The 24,309-nt window shown below is 49.6% G+C and carries 21 protein-coding genes; 17 read left to right on the top strand and 4 right to left on the bottom strand.

The window, feature by feature from the left end; all coding sequences use genetic code 11:
• Nucleotides 1–40 precede the first annotated feature (40 nt).
• The 6 genes from recJ to ACVA53_RS06750 all read left to right on the top strand — a co-directional run bounded on the left by recJ (nt 41) and on the right by ACVA53_RS06750 (nt 8,528).
• Complete coding sequence (recJ, locus tag ACVA53_RS06775) at nt 41–1,765, top strand: single-stranded-DNA-specific exonuclease RecJ (RefSeq protein ID WP_446504763.1); 1,725 nt, start codon at nt 41–43, stop codon at nt 1,763–1,765.
• Nucleotides 1,766–1,969: 204 nt separating this feature from the next.
• Nucleotides 1,970–3,068, top strand: a protein-coding gene (prfB, locus tag ACVA53_RS06770; protein ID WP_255041902.1) for a peptide chain release factor 2 whose coding sequence is annotated in 2 segments (ribosomal slippage) — nt 1,970–2,044 and nt 2,046–3,068 — 1,098 coding nt in all. Because the reading frame shifts where the segments join, the coding sequence is not laid out codon by codon here.
• 33 nt (nt 3,069–3,101) lie between these two features.
• Nucleotides 3,102–4,610 carry a lysine--tRNA ligase gene (gene lysS / locus ACVA53_RS06765; RefSeq protein WP_446504762.1) on the top strand — a complete coding sequence of 503 codons (1,509 nt, stop codon included), beginning with the start codon at nt 3,102–3,104 and terminating at the stop codon, nt 4,608–4,610.
• A gap of 453 nt (nt 4,611–5,063) precedes the next feature.
• Entirely contained in the window at nt 5,064–6,347 is a 1,284-nt protein-coding gene (locus ACVA53_RS06760) for a dicarboxylate/amino acid:cation symporter (RefSeq protein ID WP_446504761.1), read from the top strand.
• Nucleotides 6,348–6,556: 209 nt separating this feature from the next.
• Nucleotides 6,557–7,891, top strand: a complete 1,335-nt coding sequence (locus tag ACVA53_RS06755) for a sigma-54-dependent transcriptional regulator (RefSeq protein WP_446504760.1) — start codon at nt 6,557–6,559, stop codon at nt 7,889–7,891.
• A gap of 388 nt (nt 7,892–8,279) precedes the next feature.
• Nucleotides 8,280–8,528 carry a hypothetical protein gene (locus ACVA53_RS06750; protein WP_446504759.1) on the top strand — a complete coding sequence of 83 codons (249 nt, stop codon included), beginning with the start codon at nt 8,280–8,282 and terminating at the stop codon, nt 8,526–8,528.
• Between the two features lie 255 nt (nt 8,529–8,783).
• Here the strand turns inward: ACVA53_RS06750 and ACVA53_RS06745 are convergent, their stop codons facing one another.
• Entirely contained in the window at nt 8,784–9,818 is a 1,035-nt protein-coding gene (locus tag ACVA53_RS06745; protein WP_446504758.1) for an NADP(H)-dependent aldo-keto reductase, read from the bottom strand.
• Between the two features lie 177 nt (nt 9,819–9,995).
• On the opposite strand from ACVA53_RS06745, the gene ACVA53_RS06740 reads away from it, so the two are divergent.
• Nucleotides 9,996–10,298: a DUF6482 family protein gene (locus ACVA53_RS06740; protein ID WP_255041910.1), complete on the top strand. Its 303-nt coding sequence runs from the start codon at nt 9,996–9,998 to the stop codon at nt 10,296–10,298.
• Nucleotides 10,299–10,304: 6 nt separating this feature from the next.
• Here the strand turns inward: ACVA53_RS06740 and mutH are convergent, their stop codons facing one another.
• The gene (mutH, locus tag ACVA53_RS06735; RefSeq protein WP_255041911.1) at nt 10,305–10,973 is read right to left on the bottom strand and encodes a DNA mismatch repair endonuclease MutH; all 669 of its coding nucleotides are present in this window, start codon (nt 10,971–10,973) and stop codon (nt 10,305–10,307) included.
• Nucleotides 10,974–11,552: 579 nt separating this feature from the next.
• On the opposite strand from mutH, the gene rppH reads away from it, so the two are divergent.
• The 5 genes from rppH to ACVA53_RS06710 all read left to right on the top strand — a co-directional run bounded on the left by rppH (nt 11,553) and on the right by ACVA53_RS06710 (nt 17,058).
• The gene (rppH, locus tag ACVA53_RS06730) at nt 11,553–12,071 is read left to right on the top strand and encodes an RNA pyrophosphohydrolase (RefSeq protein WP_039465987.1); all 519 of its coding nucleotides are present in this window, start codon (nt 11,553–11,555) and stop codon (nt 12,069–12,071) included.
• A 27-nt stretch (nt 12,072–12,098) separates the two neighbouring features.
• The gene (ptsP, locus tag ACVA53_RS06725; RefSeq protein ID WP_446504757.1) at nt 12,099–14,354 is read left to right on the top strand and encodes a phosphoenolpyruvate--protein phosphotransferase; all 2,256 of its coding nucleotides are present in this window, start codon (nt 12,099–12,101) and stop codon (nt 14,352–14,354) included.
• A 54-nt stretch (nt 14,355–14,408) separates the two neighbouring features.
• Nucleotides 14,409–15,230: a sulfite exporter TauE/SafE family protein gene (locus ACVA53_RS06720; RefSeq protein ID WP_446504756.1), complete on the top strand. Its 822-nt coding sequence runs from the start codon at nt 14,409–14,411 to the stop codon at nt 15,228–15,230.
• Between the two features lie 42 nt (nt 15,231–15,272).
• Nucleotides 15,273–16,079, top strand: coding sequence for a prolipoprotein diacylglyceryl transferase (gene lgt / locus ACVA53_RS06715; RefSeq protein WP_446504755.1), 807 nt, complete (start codon nt 15,273–15,275; stop codon nt 16,077–16,079).
• Nucleotides 16,080–16,206: 127 nt separating this feature from the next.
• The gene (locus ACVA53_RS06710) at nt 16,207–17,058 is read left to right on the top strand and encodes a thymidylate synthase (protein WP_446504754.1); all 852 of its coding nucleotides are present in this window, start codon (nt 16,207–16,209) and stop codon (nt 17,056–17,058) included.
• A gap of 419 nt (nt 17,059–17,477) precedes the next feature.
• Here the strand turns inward: ACVA53_RS06710 and ACVA53_RS06705 are convergent, their stop codons facing one another.
• Nucleotides 17,478–18,629, bottom strand: a complete 1,152-nt coding sequence (locus ACVA53_RS06705) for a Na/Pi symporter (RefSeq protein WP_446504753.1) — start codon at nt 18,627–18,629, stop codon at nt 17,478–17,480.
• Nucleotides 18,630–19,121: 492 nt separating this feature from the next.
• Here ACVA53_RS06705 and nhaA point away from each other — a divergent pair, with 492 nt between their 5' ends.
• From nhaA to ACVA53_RS06685, 4 genes are all read left to right on the top strand, one after another.
• Nucleotides 19,122–20,300, top strand: a complete 1,179-nt coding sequence (nhaA, locus tag ACVA53_RS06700; RefSeq protein ID WP_446504752.1) for a Na+/H+ antiporter NhaA — start codon at nt 19,122–19,124, stop codon at nt 20,298–20,300.
• The gene (locus ACVA53_RS06695; RefSeq protein WP_446504751.1) at nt 20,297–20,566 is read left to right on the top strand and encodes a hypothetical protein; all 270 of its coding nucleotides are present in this window, start codon (nt 20,297–20,299) and stop codon (nt 20,564–20,566) included. Before nhaA ends, ACVA53_RS06695 begins: the two co-directional genes overlap by 4 nt.
• Before the next feature lie 260 nt (nt 20,567–20,826).
• Nucleotides 20,827–21,717 carry a transcriptional activator NhaR gene (nhaR, locus tag ACVA53_RS06690; RefSeq protein ID WP_107350706.1) on the top strand — a complete coding sequence of 297 codons (891 nt, stop codon included), beginning with the start codon at nt 20,827–20,829 and terminating at the stop codon, nt 21,715–21,717.
• 104 nt (nt 21,718–21,821) lie between these two features.
• Nucleotides 21,822–22,118 (top strand): ArsR/SmtB family transcription factor, encoded by a 297-nt coding sequence (locus tag ACVA53_RS06685; protein ID WP_107350705.1) that lies wholly within the window; start codon nt 21,822–21,824, stop codon nt 22,116–22,118.
• 77 nt (nt 22,119–22,195) lie between these two features.
• On the opposite strand, the gene rpsT is transcribed toward ACVA53_RS06685, so the two are convergent.
• On the bottom strand, nt 22,196–22,456 hold the full coding sequence (rpsT, locus tag ACVA53_RS06680; RefSeq protein ID WP_255041925.1) for a 30S ribosomal protein S20: 261 nt from the start codon (nt 22,454–22,456) through the stop codon (nt 22,196–22,198).
• 207 nt (nt 22,457–22,663) lie between these two features.
• Here rpsT and murJ point away from each other — a divergent pair, with 207 nt between their 5' ends.
• Nucleotides 22,664–24,223, top strand: coding sequence for a murein biosynthesis integral membrane protein MurJ (gene murJ, locus ACVA53_RS06675; protein ID WP_446504750.1), 1,560 nt, complete (start codon nt 22,664–22,666; stop codon nt 24,221–24,223).
• Nucleotides 24,224–24,309 lie beyond the last annotated feature (86 nt).

Raw genomic sequence — 24,309 nt, 5'->3', positions numbered from 1 at the left:
CAAGTAACCCTAACTTATCCCCTGCCTATAGACTGACCCAATGATTGAAATTAAACGCCGTCCAGAAGCCGATACCAGCCAGTTTACCGACTCAACTCCGCCTATCTTGCAGCGGATCTATGCTGCCAGAGGTATTTCTAGTGAAGTTGAATTGGAGCGCGGGGTACGCGGGTTGCTGGGTTATAACCAGCTGTACGGCATTGCCCCAGCGGTGGCACTGCTTAAGCAGGCATTAGCCGAGCAGCGTCGGATCATCGTTGTCGGTGATTTCGATGCCGATGGGGCAACAAGTTCAGCATTGTCCGTGCTGGCATTGCGGATGCTAGGCAGCCGTAATGTCGATTATCTGGTCCCTAACCGTTTTGACGATGGCTACGGCTTGAGCCCTGAAGTGGTTGAGCAGGCTGCCGATCGCGGGGCTGAACTGATCATGACGGTGGACAACGGGGTCTCTTCTATTTCTGGGGTTGCCGCAGCGAAAGCGCGCGGTATTCAAGTATTGGTCACTGACCACCACTTACCGGGAGATGTATTACCGGAAGCTGATGCCATCGTGAACCCCAATCTGCATGAGTGTACGTTTCCCTCCAAAGCATTGTGTGGGGTAGGGGTTGCCTTCTACCTGATGCTAGCCGTGCGTGCGTCGCTGCGTGAGGAAAACTGGTTTGCCGAGCAGGGGCTACCAGAGCCTAATTTGGCCGAGTTGCTGGACTTAGTCGCGCTGGGGACCGTGGCCGATGTGGTGGCTCTGGACGGAAATAATCGTATTTTGGTTCATCAGGGCCTGCAGCGTATTAGGGCTGGTAAGTGCCGGCCGGGGATCCGTGCCCTGATTGAAGTCGCCAACCGCGATCCAGCCCGTTTGGTCGCCACCGATTTGGGTTTTGCCTTGGGGCCGAGGATCAATGCGGCTGGACGTTTGGATGACATGTCATTCGGGGTGGAATTATTGCTGTGTGACAACATTCAGGCTGCGCGCAGAATGGCCACCGAGCTTGATGCCTTGAATCAGACTCGCAAGGAAATTGAGCACGGAATGAAAGAAGAGGCGGTGGCGATCTGTGAGCGCCTTAAGTTCAACAAACAGGACATGCCATACGGTTTGTCGCTGTTCCAGCGAGACTGGCACCAAGGCGTGATAGGGATTCTTGCCTCGCGTATCAAAGAGCAATATCACCGCCCGGTGATTGCCTTTGCTGATGCCGGTAACGGTGAAATCAAGGGCTCGTGCCGCTCTATCCCCGGTTTGCATATGCGTGATGTGTTAGATCTTATCGATACCCAAAACCCAGGGATGATCCTCAAGTTTGGCGGCCATGCCATGGCGGCAGGACTGACCATTCCTGAGACGCAATTGGACGCCTTTAATCAAGCCTTTGACAACGCGGTACGTGCTGAACTCGACGAAGATGCATTGCGTGGCGTGTTGCTCAGCGATGGTGAATTAATGCCGCAGGAGTTGAACTTGCAGGTGGCAGAAGTGTTGCGGGCTGGTGGGCCGTGGGGGCAGCAGTTCCCCGAGCCGATGTTTGATGGCCGCTTCCGTCTGCTGCACCAGAAGCTGGTGGGTAGCAAGCATCTCAAGATGATGCTTGAGCCATTGGCTGGTGGCAGCGTGATTGATGCTATTGCCTTCAATGTTGATGTTCGTCGCTGGCCGGATGCCTCGGTCCAGCAGGTAGAATTGGCATACCGACTGGATGTCAACGAGTTCCGCGGTAACCGCAGCGCCCAGTTATTGGTCGAGCACATCACGGCTGTTTAAGTGCCGTTTGGCGGGCAAAAACAGTCTGCCGCTATCCCGGTTGCAGAGAGGCAAGGTGAAAAGCCGCCTCTTTGTAACAGACGGCGTTTTTGTGATCGGGTTAAAAAAATAAATTCGCCGATTCCCTTCCCTTTCCACTGTATATTCTATCTACAATTCGATAGAATCCTTCGGTTATGTCCATTTCGGCTATGAAGAGTGGCAATGTTCGAGATTAATCCTATTAAAAACCGACTTGAGGATGTATCAGCACGTACTGATATCCTTAGGGGGTACCTTTGACTATGATGCTAAGAAAGAGCGTCTAGAAGAGGTCAATGCAGAGTTAGAGCAACCTGATGTATGGAATGAACCCGATCGCGCACAGGCGCTGGGGAAAGAACGTTCATCATTAGAAGCGATTGTTGATACGATCGATCAGCTGGACCAAGGCGTGGAAGACGTCGAAGGTTTGCTTGAGCTGGCGATTGAAGAAGAAGATCAAGAGACATTTGACGAGATTGAACCAGAACTCGCTGAGCTAGAAAGCAAACTGGCCAAGCTTGAGTTCCGTCGTATGTTCTCTGGCGATCACGATGGCTCAGATTGCTATATCGATCTACAGGCTGGTTCGGGTGGTACCGAAGCACAGGACTGGACGTCTATGATGCTGCGTATGTACCTGCGCTGGGCAGATGCCAAGGGCTTCAAAACAGAAGTTATCGAAGTATCTGAAGGTGATGTAGCTGGCCTTAAGTCGGCAACTGTCCGTATTAGCGGCGAATATGCTTACGGCTGGTTACGTACAGAAACGGGTGTTCACCGCTTGGTGCGTAAGTCACCATTTGACTCCGGTGGCCGCCGTCATACGTCATTCTCATCAGCATTTATTTACCCGGAAGTGGATGACAACATTGATATCGAGATCAACCCATCTGATCTACGTATTGATGTTTACCGAGCTTCGGGCGCAGGTGGTCAGCACGTAAACACCACTGAGTCGGCAGTACGTATTACCCACGTGCCGACCAATACCGTGGTGCAGTGTCAGAATGACCGTTCTCAGCACAAGAACAAAGATCAGGCGATGAAGCAGTTGAAAGCGAAACTGTTCGAGCTTGAGATGCAGAGACAAAATGCTGAGAAGCAAGCCAATGAAGACTCAAAGTCTGACATTGGTTGGGGTAGCCAGATCCGCTCTTATGTGCTGGATGACTCCCGTATTAAAGATTTACGTACCGGGGTGGAAAATCGTAACACCCAGGCCGTACTTGACGGCGATTTAGACCGTTTTATTGAAGCCAGCCTGAAATCAGGTCTGTAACCGACTCCGGTTAAAACATTTAAGGGTTAACCCATGACTGATCAATTACAAGATGAGAATAAGCTGATTGCTGAACGTCGCGCGAAATTGGATAAGATCCGCGAAAATTGCAAGGCAAACGGCCACCCAAATGATTTCCGTCGCGATAGCCTCGCGGCAGATCTGCAGGCTAAATACGGCGAACTGACTAAAGAAGAGCTTGCTGAAGCGGGTAACGTAGTAGCAATTGCTGGCCGTGTAATGGCTAAGCGAGGTCCTTTCCTTGCGATTCAAGATGTCTCTGGCCGTGTTCAGGCTTACGCTGACAAGAACGTTCAGAAAGAGCTGAAAGAAAAATACTCAGGTCTGGATATCGGTGACATCATCGGTGTTAAAGGAGCCCTGCATAAATCAGGTAAAGGCGACCTTTACGTTAACATGGACGAGTACGAGCTGCTGACCAAAGCACTGCGTCCTCTGCCAGAAAAATTCCACGGCCTGACTGATCAGGAAATGCGCTACCGCCAGCGTTACGTTGACCTTATCGTTAACGACGACTCGCGTAATGCGTTCATCATCCGTTCTAAGCTGGTAGCTGCAATTCGTAACTTCATGATGTCTAAAGACTACCTTGAAGTTGAAACGCCAATGATGCATGTGATCCCTGGCGGTGCGACAGCGCGTCCGTTCATCACTCGCCACAATGCACTGGACATCGACATGTACCTGCGCGTGGCACCAGAGCTGTACCTGAAGCGTTTGGTTGTGGGCGGTTTCGATCGTGTATTCGAAATCAACCGTAACTTCCGTAACGAAGGTCTATCGCCACGTCACAATCCAGAATTCACCATGATGGAATTCTACCAGGCTTACGCGGACTACAAAGATTTGATGGATCTGACGGAAGAGATGCTAAGTACGGTTGCGATGGAAGTACTGGGTTCAACGGCGATGCCTTACGGTGACGAGACGGTTGAGTTCGGCGGTACCTACACGCGTATGAGCATGTTTGAAGCGATCAAGCACTACAACCCGAACCACGAGCAAATCCAGGCGCTGACAGAAGAAGATCTGCAGAACCGTGAGCTGATGGTTTCTATTGCCAAGTCTGTTCACGTTGAAGTGGAAGATTTCTGGACATGTGGTCAGTTGCTAGAGGAGATCTTTGGTGAAACGGCTGAGCCGAAACTGATCCAGCCAACGTTCATTACGGGCTACCCGGCAGATATCTCGCCATTGGCACGTCGCAGCGATGACAACCCGTTCTTCACTGACCGCTTTGAGTTCTTCATTGGTGGCCGTGAAGTGGCGAATGGTTTCTCTGAGCTTAACGATGCTGAAGATCAAGACGCACGTTTCAAGGCACAGGTTGAAGCGAAAGATGCCGGTGATGACGAAGCCATGTTCTACGATGCTGATTACATTACAGCGTTGGAGCACGGTCTTCCGCCAACAGCGGGTCAGGGGATCGGTATCGACCGTCTGGCAATGCTGTTCACCAACACTCACACTATCCGTGACGTCCTTTTGTTCCCGGCTATGCGCCCGCAGAACAACGACTAATCCACGCTGATTGTGAATGATGAAAGCCACCTCCGGGTGGCTTTTTTATTGGCTATCAAAGCAATCTAAGGGCCTTTCTGATTGGGATCAGAGAGGCCTTTTTAATAGTTTCCAATAATAAATCTGGTTACAAAATGTTCGTATAGTAAACGCGTGGGTGTGATGAGGGGCACGTTTTCCGTAATTGATAATTATGTATACAAAGCCATATATCGCCAAACTTTGTGCTATTGATAGTGTGAATAAGTTACCGTTTTGCATGGATTTTAGTGTTTTGTTTTGGATTTATCGTCTGATTCTGGTGATTAATGATGTGTTTAAATTGTATCTGGATTGTAAAAATTATTCTTTTAAGTTTGTGTTCACTGTGTAAAATGACGCCCAATCTCGTGATGGACAGCGGGAATGGGAACTAAATATAGTTTTTAAAGCACAACAGACTGGAGATGGACGATGAAGAAATCGCTATCAGGAAAGATATTTGCAGGCTTATTTGCCGGCCTGATCATCGGTACGGCAATACAGTACCTGTTTAATGGCGTGACCTTGATGGATACTTATGTGCTCGGCTTGGCAGAAGGTGCTGGCGGCATGTTTGTCTCGTTGATCAAGCTATTGGTTGTTCCTTTGGTGTATGTGTCGATTGTTTGCGGCATCGTTGAACTGAAAGACATTACCGCGTTTGGTCGCCTCGGTGGTAAAACCTTTGCCCTATACATTATCAATACCATCATCGCCATTACCGCAGCCTTAACGGTTGGGATGATTTTCCAACCGGGCGCCGATGCCAATTTGGCCGGTACCGTGTCGGAAGCCGTTGAACTGACGACGACAGAAACCCCGGATATCTTCTCACTGATTGTAAACATCGTACCGAGTAACCCGGTGCAGGCATTTGCCAATGGCGATATGCTGCAGATCATTTTCATGGCGATCCTGACCGGCCTGGCGATTCAGGCACTGGATACCCGTGGTGGCCCTGCCATCAAGACCTTTAAAATGGCCAATGAGATCATGATGAAGCTGGTTGGCCTGGTGATGAGCTTAGCGCCATTCGGCGTGTTTGCCCTGATGATCCAACTGGGTGCCACTTTGGATGCCAACACCTTGATGTCAGTAGCCGGTTATGTGGCTCTGGTTGTCTCGATGCTGGTGTTCTGGATTTTCTTCTTCTACCCAATGATGGTGGGTCTGGCAACCGGTATCAAGCCGAGTGAGTTTCTCCGCCATACTCGCGAACAGATCCTGTTCTCGCTATCAACGGCGAGCTCGAATGCAACGATTCCTGTAACTATGCGTACACTGACTGACAAAATTGGTGTGTCGAAATCTGTGGCTGGCTTTGGTGTTCCATTGGGGGCAACGATGAATATGTCTGGGGTATCTATCTACATTGCCCTGGCAACGCTGTTCGTGGCCAATGCTTTCGGCCAGCCAATCAATAGTGCTGATATCTTCACTCTTGGTCTGACTATCCTGCTGCTCTCTATCGGTGCCGGTGGTGTACCGGGTGGTGGTGTGGTGATGGTGGGTGTGCTGCTGCACCAACTAGGCCTACCACCTGAAGGTTTGGCAATCATTGCAGCTGTTGACCGTATCAATGATATGTTCTGCACCAGCTCGAACGTGGTCGGTGACACGGCAGTCAACACCATTGTGGCGAAATCAGAAAATGAAATCGGCACCGCCGTTGAAACCGATTCAGAGCTTCAGGCTGAGCGCGCTACGGTGAGTTAACAATAGGTCTCAATGGGATGAAACATGAAAGCGCCTTCGGGCGCTTTTTTTATTTGCGTCTAAAATTTTTGTCTATCGCCAGACTTAGCTACAATTTTAATATTAAATTAATTGCGCATTAGTTGGATTGTATTAACTGGTTGGTTACAGACTATGTCTGAAATGGCACCTTAGCCAATAAGGATGCTCTGGCCGAGAAGGTATCGCGGATGAAAAGAACAAAGGGAAACAGTTCTGTCTTGGGGACATTGGTGATTTTAGGTGGTGGGGCACCGACCTGGATAAAGGTACTGGAGAAAGCGGGCTGGGCTTGCCATCGCTGTTACGATCTCCGTGCTGCCGAATCGTTGATGCTGGAAATTGGCCCCTGTATTGGCGTTGTCGATCTCACTCGGGATGACTTTAGCCTGCAAGGGGTGGCTGGGCTGGTCAACCGCAACAAACAGGTGCGCTGGCTGGCACTGGTACAAGAGCGTCAACTTAACCATGATTCTATTTGCCAGTTTATCGTTAACTTCTGTATCGATTACTTCACCGACCCGGTACCTGAAGCTCAGTTACTCGGCACCATCGGTCACCAGTTAGGGATGCTCCAATTGGAGCATAGGGTGTGGCCGCAGCTCGGAGTGTTTGGTCAATCTGGTTTGCAGGGCGAGCAGGCAGCAATGAAAAAGCTTCGTCATCATGTCAAAAGGATCGCGATGGCAGATGTCCCGGTTTTGGTCCAGGGAGAGATCGGCACTGGCAAGGAGTTGGTTGCCCAGGCTATCCACCAAGCGTCGACCCGTGGCAAGGGGGCGTTTGTCAGTGTGAATTGCGAAGCATTAACAGAGAGCTGGATGGCAGAGCTAGCGACTGGTAAACCGGCTGAGTGTTGCCTAGCCGCAGCAGATGGTGGGGTGCTGTTTTTTGATGAAATTACCCAGCTTGATCTCGAGCGCCAGCAGGAATTGGTTCGTTTGCTACAAGACGAAGCCTTTACTATGGTTTCGGGCCGAAAAGTGTCAGTGGATACTCGGGTTATTGTTTCAACCCGTTATTCTCAAGAAGAACTTTTGGAGTCCGGGCTGATCAGTGAGGAGTTGTACTTTAGGCTTAATGCCTTGGGGGTGATGGTGCCAGCACTCCGTGAGCGGGGCGAAGATATCGTGCTGTTGGCCGAGTTTTTTATGCTGAAATTTGCCCGTCAGTACAATAGCCCGGTCAAGCAGCTATCATCGGAAGCTGGCCAGCTACTGGTGAGTTATTCTTGGCCTGGCAATGTCAGGGAATTAATAGGCCATATCAAGCGGGCTATTTTGTTGGCTGATGATAAAGTATTACAAGCCGATCACCTTGATCTACCCCGAGTGATGGACGATAAGCAAAGCCTCAAAAAAATCCGGGCTGATTCGGAGCGTGGGGCAATATTGACGGTGCTCGAAAACAATAAAGGGCAAATATCAGCTGCTGCCAGGGAGCTGGGGGTGTCGAGGGCCACCATGTACCGCCTGCTCAACAAGCATGATTTAGTGCCACCGCCCAAACACTTTCGTCAAAGCTGAAACTGGTGGCATTGTCTGGCGTTATACGTGATAGCGGTGAATAATTCATCAAATTCTGCGGGGCCAAGCTAATGCGCAGAGCATTGTTTTTTTATCACCGCAATCGAGCCTAGGTGGTTGTTTTGTATCCACTACTTGTTACAATAAACCCATACTTCACATCTTCATAACTTATTACCGGAGGAGCTGATATGCCAGTTACTATCACGATGTCGTACACCAGTTCATTCGGTGAGACCTGCATCAAACCTAATCATTAACGGCAATCCGCTGTGTAAATGGGCCGCGGATTTCTGTCGCGGCTAGCTAAGTTTTTGCTTATGTTGTCAGCCTGAACGGCAGGATCTGTGTCCCTCCAACTATCTGTAATTATTTGGAGAGTACAATTATGCGCCAATCAGTATATCTACGCCTTGCAGTCTTTCTTGTCCAACTCGATGTAAAACGTGAGGATGCCCAGTGGCGTCGAGAACACCGTCGTGTTCAGGTCCACCTGCCGTACCATCTTTCGGCTTATATGCTAAAAGACATCGGTATCGATGAAGAGCAGCGTATGGCCCCACATCTACTGAGCACCTCTGCGAGTCGTAAGGTTCGCAATTTGAGACGGGAATACAAATCTAGACTCGTGACGTAATGCCTCCCTCCGTAAAACGGTTGCGGAGGGAGGAAAACATGACGAACTGTTAGCGACAGGGAGAGACCGTCATGGCTTGTAACATTTACCAACGCTTTGCGACGAATGCTCTCTAGAGCAAGGGTGGAAGCTTAGGTAAAGTAGCCGGGCATCAACAAAGGTGTCTACCTAAGTTGGTTGAGCTAATGTTTTTTGGCCCCCGTATTACGGGGGCTTTTTTTTTGCCTGCGATTTGCTGGCGGGGGCATTGGCAAGTCAAGGGCAAGGGTTGGAATATTGAACGCCGACCTGTTGCAGATCCTGCAACACCTCTTCACTTAGCTCGACATCTAGGCTGTCGATGTTTTCGTTAAGTTGTTCGAGCGTAGTGGCGCCGATGATATTGCTGGCGACAAAAGGACGTTGGTTGACGAAGGCCAGTGCCATCTGGCTAGGGTTCAAGCCATGCTTGTGGGCAATATTGACGTAGGCTTCGGTAGCGGCAATGCCTTGCGGTTTGAAGTAACGCGAAAAGCGTTCGAACAAGCTGCAGCGGGCTCCTTCCGGGCGGGCATTATTTAGGTACTTACCACTAAGGGTACCGAAAGCGAGTGGTGAGTAGGCCAGTAGCTCGACCCCTTCATGGTGGCTGATCTCCGACAAACCGACTTCAAAGCTGCGGTTGAGCAGGTTGTAGGGGTTTTGGATGGTGACCACTCGTGGCAAGTTGTGCTTTTCGGCCAGGCGTAAAAATGACATGACGCCCCAAGGGGTCTCATTGGATAGGCCGATATAGCGGATTTTCCCCGTTCTGACCAATTCGGCGAGTGCTTCAAGCGAGTCTGTCAGGGTAACGCCGGAATGATCCTCTTGGTATTGGTAGTTGAGCTGGCCGAAGCAGTTAGTCTCACGTTGTGGCCAGTGCAGTTGGTACAGGTCGATATAGTCGGTTTGCAACCGATTGAGGCTGGCTTCAACAGCGTCGTGGATATTGCGCCTGTCGAGGGCCATGTCCGGTCGGACATAAGGTAAATTGCGGGGCCCAGCCACCTTGGTCGCAAGGATAACCTTGTCACGTTGGCCGGTTTTTTTTAGCCAGCTACCAATATAAGTTTCGGTGAGCCCTTGGCTTTGTGCGTTGGGTGGAACAGGGTACATCTCGGCGGTATCAATGAAGTTAATCCCGCGTTCAAAGGCTAAATCAAGTTGGCTGTGTGCCTCTTGTTCGTTGTTTTGCTCACCAAAGGTCATGGTGCCGAGGCAGATTTTGCTGACCTCAAGGCTCGAGTGGGGGATCTTGTGGTATTTCATTAGCCCTCCTTGGACTGAGCAGATGTTCTGTCTTCGACTATAGCGCGAGTTTTATAGTGTGAGAAGTCCTACAGCACCTCGGCAGGTCCCTACCTTAGCCTTGCTGGGTTAGGGATTGTGACTAATAGTTAGGTATTGTCGAAACTGGTAATGCAGAGTAACGCTGGGGGAGGCGCGATGAAGCTGTCACAACTGAAACACTGGACCAAAGCGGGAGGCGGGGCTACTCCTGCTTGTATTTTGACAAGTTATGCAGGGTGTTCTGATTACCTGATCGAAGTGGAATACAAGCATCACCTCGAGCCGCTCAAAACCGAAAGTGGGGATATGGTTAAGTTTCAGTCCATCGAGCAGGTGAGGGAGCTGTTGCGGCCGCTGGGGATCACCAGTGTGACACTAAGGGTCATTGACCCCTATGATGAATTTTCGCCTGATGGGCTGCTGAGTAACTGCCGTGAGGATATGACGATTGCGCTATAACCGTGCCTAAAGGATAAAGTACTTTTCCAGCAGGCTGGCGGTAAACTGGGTCTTGAGGTAAAACCCTCTTGGCAGGGTTTTGATCGGTTGGCCATTGGCGCCGTATGCTTCGGTCTGCGCTTTACTGTTTGCCGCTTTAGGGCGCAATTGAAGTACTTCACCGTGGCGTGCGGTGATCTGCTCAACTTGGCCGAGTACGATCATATCCATCAGCTCCTCCCAGTCCTGCCGGAGTTGTTGCTCTTCCTCTGGTGAAGGGCTCCACAGTAGCGGAGAGCCGACATGACGATCGGCAAGAGGAATGTCTCGCTCTCCCTCAACCGGGACCCATAGTACCCGTGCGAGCTTATGGCGGATATGGCTGTTTTCCCAGCATAGGCCATGCAGTCCTATTAGCGGGGCAACACAGACGAAGGTCGTTTCCAGCGGTTTGCCGTGATATCCCACAGGAATAGTCTTGAGCTCAATGCCCAGGTCGTCGAAATCAGGCACCGGTTTGCTACCGGCACTGGCACCGAGGTGCCACTCCAGCAATTGCCCGACCCAGCCCTTGTCACGGCGGAGATCCGGCGGGACGACAATATTGGCGATCTGTGCCAGTTCACCGAGGGTCATTCCCGCGAGAGCGTTGGCACGCATCAAAAGTTCCTGTTCAGTCTTCGGGGTGGGTTGCATGACGTTTACCTTCTTTGTGGCAGGAGATCCTACCATAGCCGCCGTAGAGGATCCTATTATCTAGTTATCCACAGGGGGATGAAGGAAAAACTTTCCACCAGCCTGTCTGTGCATTTATACAGGTGTTGGTTGGTAAATTAATCAGTTTCCTGGTGCTTTTTTGAGTGATTGGTGCTTTTTGATGTGGATAAAATGATGATTGGTTGATCTTTGACCGATCGTGGTTGGTGGTGCAAAAATACGAGCTGTAAAACGTGGTTAGAGTTGCTTTTTTGGTTTTTAATTCATGTTTATTAAGGTTTTTACTTTAATGTTGAGTCTCTGTTTTTATTTATTAGTTACTACAAACTCAATAGTAATCCTCTGGATTGACGGCTTCTTAACAAATCTATCCACAGAAAACGTGTATAAATGTGGGCTATGTCTCATTGGGGTGTTCATAAAGTATCCAGTCACCGAAAGTTATCCAGATAATGAGGCTTGGCTAGTAAAATAGACGGATAAATAACAATGTTTGTTTACCCATTGAGTTGTCTGTGAAAAAATCACTATTAATAGAGATTTAATTGAGGTCGTCCAGTGATTGATGGCGATGGGTACCGCCCTAATGTGGGTATTGTGATCTGTAATAGCCATGGCCAAGTATTCTGGGCTCGACGATATGGACAACATTCTTGGCAGTTTCCGCAAGGTGGGATTGATGAAGGGGAAACCCCTGAGCAAGCCATGTACCGGGAATTATACGAGGAAGTAGGGCTAACCAAGAAGGATGTACGAATTGTGGCGTCAAGTCGCCACTGGCTTCGTTACAAGTTACCCAAGCGCTTGGTGCGCTGGGATTCCAAGCCGGTTTGTATCGGGCAAAAGCAGAAATGGTTTCTGCTCAGTCTAGAGTGCGATGAGTCAAAGGTGAATATGCAACGTGGCAGTACGCCAGAGTTCGATGGTTGGCGTTGGGTCAGCTATTGGTACCCGGTGCGTCAGGTTGTGTCTTTCAAGCGAGATGTTTATCGCAGAGCATTAAAAGAATTTGCTGCTATAGCTATGCCTTTTAAAGAGCGCAAAGAGCGAAAAAAGCGCCGGGGCAAGCGCGGCTAGGCCTGTTGGTAGGGAGCGGGGCGGATTATGCTGACGCAACTAAGAGAAATTGTTGAAAAGGTGGCGACGGCCCCGAGTCTGCTTGATGCCCTTGAACAACTGGTGATCAGTACGTGTAAGGCGATGAAGACCGAGTGCTGCTCGGTATACATTGCCGATCACCAACGCCAGCGCTTCACCTTAATGGCTACCAAGGGGCTTAAAAAGCCCCACCGTCATGTCGGCTTGCCTTTTGGTAAAGGGCTGGTTGGTTTGGTTGCCGACCGGGCTGAGCCCATAAATGTTGCCGATGCCCGGCATCACCCTCATTTCAAACATCTTCCCGGGATCGGGGAAGAGTCCTTCAGTTCGTTTTTTGGTACGCCAATTATCCATCAGCGCCAAGTGCTCGGGGTACTGGTGATCCAGCAGCGTGAACAGCGCGAGTTCGACGAAAGTGAAGAGTCCTTTATGGTCACGCTAGCCGCGCAGCTGGCAGTATTGCTGGCCCATGCCAAGGCGCAGGGTATGTGGCCGGATCAACATAACGGTTTGCACTTGATGGGATCGGCTGCGTCAACCGGGGTCGCGGTTGCCCGTGCTTGGTGGGATGATAACCAGCCCCGGCTTGAGTTGGTGGCCCCGGCTTCTTGTTTGGACCGGGATGCTGAGCAAGAGCGTCTGAGTATTGCTATTGAGTTGGCGAGTGCGGAGTTTCGTCGGCTGCGCAAGCGTTTCGACAGTGAACTGCACAAGGAAACGCTGGCGATTTTCGACTTGTTCAGTCATTTGCTCAACGATCCCATGCTGCGCAAGGATCTGTCCCATAAAATTGCCGGTGGCGACATGGCCGAGTGGGCGATTCGCCAGGTAGTGGAAATCTATTCTGTTCGCTTTTCCAATATGGAGGATGCCTACCTCAAAGAGCGAGTGCAGGATATCCGCGAGCTCGGCCAGCGGTTGTTGTACTTTTTGGCCAACGAGAAAGCCACTGAGCACTCTTGGGATGAGCCGGTAGTACTACTGACTCGTGAATTGACCGCTGCAATGCTGGCTAGTGTCCCGCGCGACAAGCTGGCGGCGGTGGTTTCCCAGGAAGGGGCCGCGAACTCTCATGCCGCGATTCTTTCCCGAGCGCTGGGGATCCCTGCTGTGATGGGGGTCGATTTTGTTCCGGAAAAAATTCATAACAGCCAAGTCATTGTCGATGGTTACCGTGGCGATCTGCTGGTCAATCCCAATCGTCATGTACTGGCTGAATACCTACGCTTGCAGAAAGAAGAGCAGGAATTGGCCGAAGTTGTCGAAACTGGGTTGGATAAACCCGCGGCGACGCTTGATGATGAACGTATTAATATTTTCCTCAATGCAGGGTTGAGTGCAGATACCAGTATAGCGGTCAACCGCGGTGTTGACGGTGTTGGTTTATACCGTACCGAGGTCCCTTTTTTGCTGCAGCGCAGCTTTCCTTCGGAAGAAGAACAAACCCAGCAGTACCAATCTATTCTCAAAACCTATGGCGGCAAGCCGGTGGTCATGCGCACGCTGGATATTGGTGGTGATAAACCGTTACCTTACCTGGCTATTGAAGAGGATAACCCCTTCTTGGGTTGGCGCGGGATCCGTTTCACCCTCGACCATCCAGAGATTTTCTTAATTCAGGTTAGGGCGATGCTGAAAGCCAGTATCGGGCATGACAACATGGATATCCTGTTGCCAATGATCTCCGGAATTGCTGAGCTGGACGATTCGTTGGCCTTGATAGAGAGAGCCTATACCGAGGTGGCAAAAACAGCGGCTGAACAAGGGTATGTATTGCGCCGGCCACGGGTCGGTATAATGATTGAAGTTCCCTCCATCCTTTACCAGTTACCGGCCTTGAAAGGGCGGGTCGATTATATTTCGGTCGGTAGCAACGACTTAACTCAGTATTTGTTGGCCGTTGACCGGAACAATTCACGGGTTGCCGGTATCTATGATGCGCTACACCCTGCTGTAATCCATGCTCTCAAGCATATTATTGACGTCAGCCAGCAGCTTGAGCTGCCGGTCAGCGTATGTGGCGAGTTAGCCGGTGATCCGATTGGTGCCTTGTTGCTGGTGGGAATAGGGTATCGTTCGCTCAGTATGAATACCCGTAACGTTGCAAAGATTAAATACATTTTGCGTCACGTGTCGGTCAGCGACATGGAACAGTTGGCGGAGTTCGCCTTATCGGCGACTTATGCCGATGAAGTAAGGCGTAATACTATTGAGTTTGTTGATGGCCATGGCTTGGGTGGGTTCATTCGTGCTGGTAAGTAAAGTCATCGTTTTAGTTGGTTGGTATAACCGTTTTCGTTGGTTGGTATAAGCAGCATGACCGACATGGTACCTTTGTATGCAAACGAGTTATGGGTGTTTGCTTGGTGCTTGGCTCTGGGGGGCGTGGTCGGGATCCTGGCTGGCCTGTTGGGGATTGGTGGTGGTTTGCTGGTGGTACCGGCGCTGGTATGGTTGCTGCCTCAGGCGGGTATTGATGCCGATATGGTGATGCATATTGCTCTGGGAACGTCCCTAGCGAGCATTGTTTTGACCTCGGGCTCGTCGGCGCGTAACCATTTCAAGCTAGGTAATGTGGATTTAGCCATCGTTCGCAGCTTGGCTCCGGGAGTCATTTTGGGAGGGCTGGGTGGCAGTTTTGTCGCAGAATTAGTGCCTTCATCGATGTTGCCGAAAATTTTTGCCATTATTGTGTTATTGCTGGCAACCCAAATGCTGTTGTCACTGCGCTTTAGCGCTCAGCGTGATATGCCGAGTGGTGTGGGCACATTTTGCTCTGGTGGGGTGATCGGGGTTGTGTCTAGCCTGGCCGGTATTGGTGGTGGTTCGTTGACGGTCCCTTACTTGAACTGGCACGGGGTAGAAATGCGCCGGGCCATCGGGTGTGCCTCTTTTTCGGGTGTACTGATTGCGATTGCTGGCATGAGTGGGTTTGTGTTGGCGGGTGTGGGTGAGCAAACGCTGCCTGCGATGAGCTTGGGTTATGTGTACCTGCCGGCTTTATTGGGTATCGTATTGGTCTCAATGCAGACGACACGTTTTGGTGCGGCTTGGGTAAGTTATCTACCGACACCGGTACTTAAGAAAATATTTGCGGTTTTTTTACTGTTTATCAGTATCAAAATGTTTATGGGATAATCATCATAGGCCTATCGCCTGTGAAGAATAGAGATTTATTAGATGAGCCAAGGTTTTTTTACGTTTCCAAATATTGATCCGGTATTGATTGAAATTGGACCGTTAGCCATCCGCTGGTATGGCATGATGTATCTGTTGGGGTTTGTGTTTGCCATGTGGTTGGCTAACCGCCGGGCTGACAAGCCGGGCAGTGGCTGGACCCGCGATCAGGTCAGCGATTTATTGTTTGCCGGTTTCCTTGGGGTAGTACTCGGTGGCCGTATCGGCTATGTGTTGTTCTACAACTTCCCGTTGTTCCTTGATAATCCTCTGTACTTGTTCAAGGTTTGGACCGGTGGGATGTCCTTCCACGGTGGTTTGCTCGGTGTGATTGCGGCTATGTTTTTGTATGCCTACAAAAACAATCGAACCTTCTTCAACGTCGCTGATTTTATCGCCCCGCTAGTGCCATTTGGGCTGGGCGTCGGCCGTGTGGGCAATTTCATCAATGGTGAGCTCTGGGGGCGGGTGACCGACTCGCCATTGGGCATGGTGTTCCCGACCGGCGGTCCACTTCCTCGCCACCCTTCTCAGCTGTATGAATTCTTCCTCGAGGGTTTGGTCTTAATGATCATCCTTAACGTATTTATCCGCAAACCACGACCGGCAGGGGCTGCCTCGGGACTGTTCCTATTCGGCTACGGTAGCTTTCGCTTTATCGTCGAGTATTTCCGCGAACCAGATGCGCATCTGGGCTTGTTTGGTGGCTGGATCAGTATGGGACAGATCCTGTCGTTGCCGATGGTGATTGGTGGAGCTTTGATGATGCTATGGGCTTATAAATACCAGCCGAAAGGCAAAACAGCCTAATCCAAATATACTCTAAGACAGGGCAGCCATTGGGCTGCCCTTTTTTATAGCGGGATATAACCTGAATAATTCGTGGTTTCGTGTAGAATTAGCCGCACTTTATTTGTTAACTAAGGCCAGCGGAACCATGAAACAGTATCTCGCGCTTTGCCAGCGCATTGTGGACGAAGGAGTATGGGTTGAGAACGAGCGAACGGGCAAGCGTTGCCTAACGGTGATCAATGCCGATTTGAATTATGATGTAGCCAACAACCAGTTTCCGCTGATCACTACGCGCAAAAGCTTCTGGAAAGCCGCGATTGCCGAGATGTTGGGTTATATCCGTGGCTATGACAATGCCGCTGACTTCCGTGCTCTGGGTACGAAAACGTGGGACATGAACGCCAATGACAATGCCGCGTGGCAGGCTAACCCTTACCGCAAGGGTGAAGATGATATGGGCCGCGTCTACGGTGTGCAGGGCCGTAGTTGGCAAAAGCCCGATGGCAGCACGATCGATCAGCTGCGCAAGATCATTGATAACCTGAGTAAGGGGATTGACGATCGTGGTGAAATTCTGACCTTCTATAACCCGGGTGAGTTCGATATGGGCTGTCTGCGTCCGTGCATGCATACCCACACGTTTTCTTTGCTGGGTGATACTTTGCACCTCACTAGCTACCAGCGCTCTTGCGACGTGCCACTGGGGTTGAACTTCAACCAAATCCAAGTCTTCGCCCTATTGGCGATTGTCGCCCAGATCACTGGTCATAAGCCTGGTCAGGCCTACCATAAAATCGTCAATGCGCACATCTATGAAGATCAGTTGGAGCTAATGCGTGATGTCCAACTTAAGCGTGAGCCGTTCCCATCGCCGCAGCTGAAGATCAATCCAGACATCAAGTCGCTCGAAGATCTTGAAACCTGGGTCACCATGGATGACTTTGAAGTCATTGGTTACCACCATCACGACCCAATCAAGTACCCTTTTTCTGTATAAAAGTATTTCTCCCGGTAACAAGGTGTTGTTGCTGAAATAACTTTACCCGCTAAAAAGTCCCTTTTGGGGCTTTTTTTATATCTCGCATTAGAGAGGGAAATAGAAATACAAGTAAATTTACGCTTGTCAGTTCTTGGTACAAAAACAGTTTACATTCTTACGAAGTAAGGCAGTGAAGACAATTAGACGATACCGCTCCTCAGTAGCGCATAGAAAGCGTATAGACGATGTGCAGTGAGTTACCCCTGTAAAGACTACTTTGTACTGTTAGCGAGCGTCTGGGCTCTTTTAGGGGGAAATCGAAGTCGGGTAGTAAAGAGTAATTGCAATGCCATATAGGGATAGCAGGGCGAGGGGCTAAACCGAGATAATAAAAAACCCGCCGGGGCGGGTTTCTTTTTAAAGCATCGTATTGGTGCTTAGGCAGTAAGAGCCAAGATAATGCCAGGTACTAGAACAAAAACAGTGCCTAGGTAAGCCACAACGGCCATCTTGTTTTTTGCGGCAACATCGCCCAGCCAGAAAGCACCTTTCACTGGCAGTTCTCGTAGGAATGGGATACCGAACACAACCAGAGTCGCCATAATGTTGAATACTAGGTGGACCAATGCGATTTGCAGAGCAAATACCGCGAACTCACCACTTGCAGATGTTGCTGCGATAAGGGCTGTGATACAGGTACCGATGTTCGCACCGACGGTGAACGGATAAACCTCACGTACTTTCAGGACGCCAGTGCCTACCAGTGGAACCATAAGGCTAGTGGTGGTAGAAGATGACTGCACCAAAATTGTCACAACACTGCCAGAAGCAATACCGTGAATTGGACCACGGCCGATAGCTGATTTCAGGATGTCGCGGGCGCGTCCAACCATCAGCTTACGCATTAGTTTACCCATTAAGCTGATTGACGTCATGATAATGGCAATACCCATCACGATCATCACGATACCGCCAATAGTAGGAGAGAACATCGTGCCGACAGACTTGAACAGGTCTGTCGCCGGGCCTGTCAGGGTCTTCATAAAGTTGAAACCGTTGGCCGCACTCATGTCACCGGCAGCGACCATTGGCGATACCAGCCACTCTGAGATACGATCCATAAGGCCGAACATAATTTCCAGAGGAAGAAAGATTGCCACTGCGATTAAGTTGAATACGTCGTGAATCGTTGCAGAAGCAAACGCACGGCGAAATTCTTCTTTACAGCGGGCATGGCCTAAGCTCACCAAGGTATTAGTGGTTGTTGTGCCAATGTTGGCGCCCATAATCATCGGAATAGCGGTTTCAACCGGCAGGCCGCCAGCAACCAAACCAACGGTAATAGAGGTTGTTGTGCTTGACGATTGAGTTAGCGCCGTTGCGATAAGACCAATCATTAAGCCGGCAACCGGATGCGAGGCAAATTCAAAGAGCGTTTTCGCTTGATCGCCAACCGCCATCTTGAAGCCACCGCTGACAACAGAAACGGCAACAAGTAGAAGGTATAGCATGAACGCTAGGTTTGCCCAGCGGACCCAATGCATAGAGCTGCTCATTGGCTGTTCAGCAGTAGTGGCTTGGGTAGTCATAATCATTTCTCCATGACAGGAATATGTCGTTTTGGTTTCATATTTTTGAAATCTGAGGGCGATGGTAGAGAACGATTATTTCAGAAATATGACAACTGCTGTCACGGAGTAAGTTTGTGCTCTTTTTGCGAGGTTAAGACGCGATTTTCGGTGTAATGAATATTTCACCTTGAAATTAAGGTGCTGATTTTTATTGTTTATTTTTAAGTTGGTTGTTTCATGGTGACGTTAAATTTTTTTCTCTTGTAAATGTGCTTTTTTTTAGAGTGAATGAGTAGCCGATGGTTTTTTGAGCCGTCATAAATGACAAGTATGACAGTGTAAATAAAACAGTACGGTTATTGCATGTATTGAAGCTATTATTGCTCGGTTTTACCGATGTTTATGTTCTGAACAAACGATTTAACAATATAGTGCTGTGACGTCTAAACTAAATTTACATTTTTCTTGTGACATTTGTTTCATGCAATTCATGCAAAGGAGTTCCGGTCCATGACCGATGCGATTCGTAAATTCTTAAAACTAGAATCTGCTGGTGGGATTATCCTGATCATCGCGGCAGCAGTGGCCATGATGATAGCAAACTCTCCGTTGCAGGATTTATATAACGGCACTCTGCACACTTATGTTGCAGGCCTATCTATTTCCCATTGGATCAACGACGGCCTGATGGCGGTGTTTTTCCTGCTTATTGGCTTGGAAGTCAAGCGTGAGTTGATTGAAGGGGCACTAAACACTAAGGAAAAAGCGATTTTCCCAGCGATTGCAGCTGTCGGTGGTATGATTGCACCCGCATTGGTCTATGTGCTTTTTAACTTTTCTGATCCGTTGGCGATACAAGGCTGGGCTATTCCGGCAGCAACAGATATTGCTTTCGCTTTGGGTATCATGGCCCTGCTTGGTAGTCGTGTGCCGGTTACTCTGAAGGTCTTTTTATTGGCACTGGCCATTATCGATGATCTTGGTGTTATCGTGATCATTGCCCTGTTCTATAGCAGCGATCTGTCAACCTTGGCGTTGGCTGTGGCTTTTGCGGCAACTGCAGCTCTGTTTGTCATGAATGCTAGAAATGTTACCAAGGTGTCCTGGTACGTGGTGGTTGGTTTGATCCTTTGGGTCAGCGTGCTTAAATCTGGTGTCCACGCAACGCTGGCGGGTGTCGTAATGGGCTTTGCTATTCCGCTATCCGGTGAAAATGGTTTATCGGATGAGCATTCACCGCTCAAAAAAATGGAGCATGCCCTCCATCCGTATGTCGCATTCCTGATCCTGCCACTGTTCGCTTTTGCCAATGCCGGGATCTCGCTAGAAGGGGTCTCTTTGTCTGGCCTGACATCGATGTTACCACTGGGTATCGCCCTTGGCCTGATGATTGGCAAGCCGCTAGGTATCTTCACCGCTAGTTACTTGGCGATTAAAACCGGGATGGCTACTATGCCGGAAGGTATTGGATTTAGGCAGATTTTTGCGGTATCAGTACTGTGTGGTATTGGTTTTACCATGTCCATCTTTATTTCGTCGCTGGCCTTTGTCGGTGCGCCAGAGGATTTCAGTACCTACTCTCGTCTAGGGATTTTGTTGGGATCGACGATATCAGCTGTAGTGGGGTACATGATGCTAAGCCGTTCGTTGCCTAGCGCTGTTGCCAAGGAAAACGGAGGTGTAATATGAAACGCGCATTGATTGTTGTTGGGATCATGATGTCAACTTCAGTGATGGCAGTGCCAGATTATCAAAGCTGTAACCAAGACAGTAGCTCTGACATCTGTCAGGCTTACCTGGCTGGTTTGAACCAAGCTAAGTCGGCAGCTGAGACCACGGCTATGGCTGAAAGCGACAGCTCATTCCGCTCCAGGGCTCTTGAGCAGCGGGTTGGTGAGCGCTATCGAAAAATGACATCGATTGAGCAGAAAAACTCTTCAACTACCGAGCAATAAACATTTTTTTTGATAGATGAAAACTGAATAAGTGTAATATTTCATTTGTGAATGATTGATTACGGTTGAAGCGCCCAGAAGCTAAGCGTAAGCTGACTTCTGGGTTTTTTATTTTTAAGGCAGTCGAATTTCCAATCAGTATTTTGGTAACTTGACGACGTTACCGTAAACTCTTCTTGTACTCGGCTACTCAACCTCTACGTTGGCCCTTGCCCATCCCGATTGGAAATACACATGCTTATGGAAAATGGTTGCTAAACATGTCTCACCTTAACTACAACCACCTTTATTATTTTTGGATGGTCTGCAAGCAGGGCTCGGTTACCAAAGCTGCCGACGCGTTGTTTTTGGCCCCACAGACGGTTACCGGACAGATCAGAGCGCTGGAAGAGCGCCTCAAAGGTAAATTGACCAAACGGGTTGGCCGTAATATCGAACCGACCGAACTGGGTCAGCTGGTTTTCAAGTATGCCGATAAGATGTTCGATCTCAGTTACGAAATGCTGGATATCGTCAACTACACCCAGCGCGAGAATCTGCTGTTGGAAGTGGGTGTCGCTGATGCACTGTCAAAACGCCTGGTCAGCAAGGTCTTGATGGAGGGCTTGCCGGAAGATGAGCGTATTCACCTGCGCTGTTATGAATCAACCCATGAAATGTTGCTAGAGCAGCTATCACAGCACAAGCTGGATATGATTCTGTCTGACTGTCCGGTGGATTCTACCCAGAGCCCAGGCCTATACAGTAAGAAGCTGGGGGAGTCGACGATGAGCTTCTTTTGTACCGAACCGGATAAGCCGCTGAACTTCCCTGCTTGCATAGAGGATTACAAGTTGCTGATCCCGGGCCGGCGTACGGCAATGGGGCGTAAGCTTATCCATTGGTTCGATCAGATGGGTATTACACCGAATATCCTTGGTGAATTTGATGATGCCGCCTTGATGAAAGCGTTTGGCTTGTATCAGCAGTCGATGTTCGTTGCGCCGTCGATTTATGCCGCAGAGCTGGAAGATACCAGCCACAATATCCGCGAGGTGAAGCGGGTGAAGGAAATTCGCGAAGAATACTACGTGATTTTCGCTGAACGGATGATCATGCACCCAGCGGTTAAGCGGATATGTGAGGCAGATTTTAGGAAACTGTTTAAATAAGGTTGCATTTTTGTTCGTTTGATTCAAATATCCATACTGTGTGCTAGAAAACCACCTTTAAATTAAGTACATTAGCGTTAACTTAATTGACAGGTGGTAGCAGTATGGAACTACAGCAAATGGAGCAAAATGCCCCTAAAGCCGTAGCTCTGCTAAAAGCAATGGCCAACGAGCGACGTTTATTTATCCTGTGTTACTTGCTGGAAGAAGAAATGTCGGTTGGTATGATGAGTGAGCGACTGGGGCTTAGCCAATCAGCGCTATCGCAGCATCTGGCCTGGTTGCGGCGCGATGGCCTGGTAGAGACAAGGAAGGTTGCTCAGACGGTCTATTATCGCCTCAAGAGCGATGAGGTCAAAGCGATGATACAGTTGTTACACAAGATGTATTGCGGGACCTGACAGTGCAGCAATTGTTGAGAGGCAGATATAAAAAAACCGGCTTACGCCGGTTTTTTTATCGAAATCATAAACTCAAATTAAAGAGCTTTGATTTTAGCAGCTAGACGAGCTTTATGACGTGCAGCTTTGTTTTTGTGGATCAGGCCTTTAGTAGCCATGCGATCCATAACAGGTTGCATTTCATTGAAAGCTTGAGTAGCAGCTTCTTTGTTGCCCGCTTCGATAGCAGCAATAACTTTCTTGAAGAAAGTACGCATCATAGAACGACGGCTAGCGTTGTGCTGGCGACGTTTTTCTGAAGTGATCGCACGTTTCTTAGCAGATTTGATGTTAGCCAAGGGTATAACTCCAAAACTTGGTACGGTGACATTTTAAGGCCGAGGACTATGCCTCTTTTGCCCGTGATTGTCAAATGATTTGTGCAAATAACCGCCTAACCAATTGAATTGGCACTTGCGGAATAACACGGTTAATATGGCGGCAGATTTTACCAGCATTTGGCTACGGAAGTCACCTTTTGGGGCCATCTTTATGAGGTTTTTTTTGTGAGCAAGCGTCTTTTGCGCTCAGGACTGATTGTCAGCACCATGACATTGGTCTCTCGGGTACTTGGTTTAGTGCGAGATGTGGTGGTCGCCAACCTGATGGGGGCCGGTGCTGCGGCCGATGTTTTCTTCTTTGCCAATAAGATCCCTAACTTCCTGCGGCGGCTGTTCGCCGAGGGAGCCTTTTCCCAAGCCTTTGTCCCTGTTCTGACTGAATACCATGCCTCTGGTGAGGTAGACCGTACCCGCCAGTTGATAGCGAGGGCATCGGGTACCTTGGGGATGATTGTTTCTATTGTTACCTTGCTGGGCATATTGGGTTCGGGCGTTGTAACTGCCTTATTCGGGGCGGGTTGGTTTCTCGATTGGCTCAACGATGGGCCCTCGGCGCCGAAGTTCGAGTTGGCTAGCTTGTTGCTGAAAATCACGTTTCCATATTTGTGGTTTATTACTTTTGTCGCGCTGTCGGGGGCGATCCTCAACACGCTGGGCAAATTTGCCGTTTCCTCCTTTACCCCGGTTTTTCTTAATGTCGCCATCATTGGTTGTGCTTGGTTCGTATCACCGAATTTGAGCCAGCCAGAAATTGGTTTGGCGCTAGGGGTATTCTTAGGGGGGCTGATCCAGTTCTTGTTCCAGCTGCCCTTCCTATATAAAGAAGGCATGCTGGTGAAACCCAAGTGGGGATGGCATGACCCAGGAGTGGTGAAGATCCGCACCCTGATGATCCCAGCACTGTTCGGTGTTTCTGTCAGTCAAATCAATCTGTTGTTTGATACCTTTATAGCCAGTTTCCTCGCTACCGGCTCGATCAGTTGGTTGTATTACTCCGATCGTTTGCTGGAGTTTCCGCTTGGCCTGTTCGGTATTGCTATTGCTACGGTGATCTTGCCTGCGCTGTCACGCAAGCATGTTGATCAAAGTCCGGAGCAATTTGCCCATACTATGGACTGGGGGGTACGCATGGTGCTGCTGCTCGGTCTCCCGGCAATGCTCGGTTTGATGGTACTGGCCAAGCCGATGTTGATGGTGCTGTTTATGCGTGGTGAGTTCAGCCCTAACGATGTTCATCAGGCGTCGATGTCTTTGTTGGCCTATGCGTCCGGCTTACTTAACTTTATGCTGATTAAGGTGTTGGCTCCGGGCTACTACGCAAGGCAAGACACTAAGACTCCGGTGAAGTTCGGTATTGTCGCCATGATAACCAATATGTTCTTCAATGCCATTTTCGCTTATTTCTACGGTTATGTCGGTCTGGCGATGGCTACCGCATTGTCGGCGTTGGTCAATGCGGCGCTGCTGTACCGCGGTTTGCACATTACTGGCGTCTATAAAGTGACAGCCGAGACCTTATGGTTTGTTATCCGCCTTGTCATTGCCGGTGCTGTAATGGCCGGTGCACTGCTGTGGTTATTGCCTGGTATGGCCGTCTGGCTGGAATGGAGCTTCCTGAACCGGGCGATGTGGTTGGCTGGGTTGATCGGCGTAGGTGCTGGCGTTTATCTGGTGGCTGTCATGCTGATGGGGATTCGCCCCCGTCACCTGCGTGCAGCCAGTTAACCAAGCCGAAAGAGCCAGCGAGAGGTGATAAATCACTGATAAAATCTCGCTGGTTGATGCATAAGGCAGGGGTTTGGGTATATAAT

This window comes from Photobacterium sp. DNB23_23_1, assembly GCF_052873815.1.
Note: the sequence above shows the minus strand (reverse complement) of the source record. Positions and strands in the feature narration are given on the sequence as shown.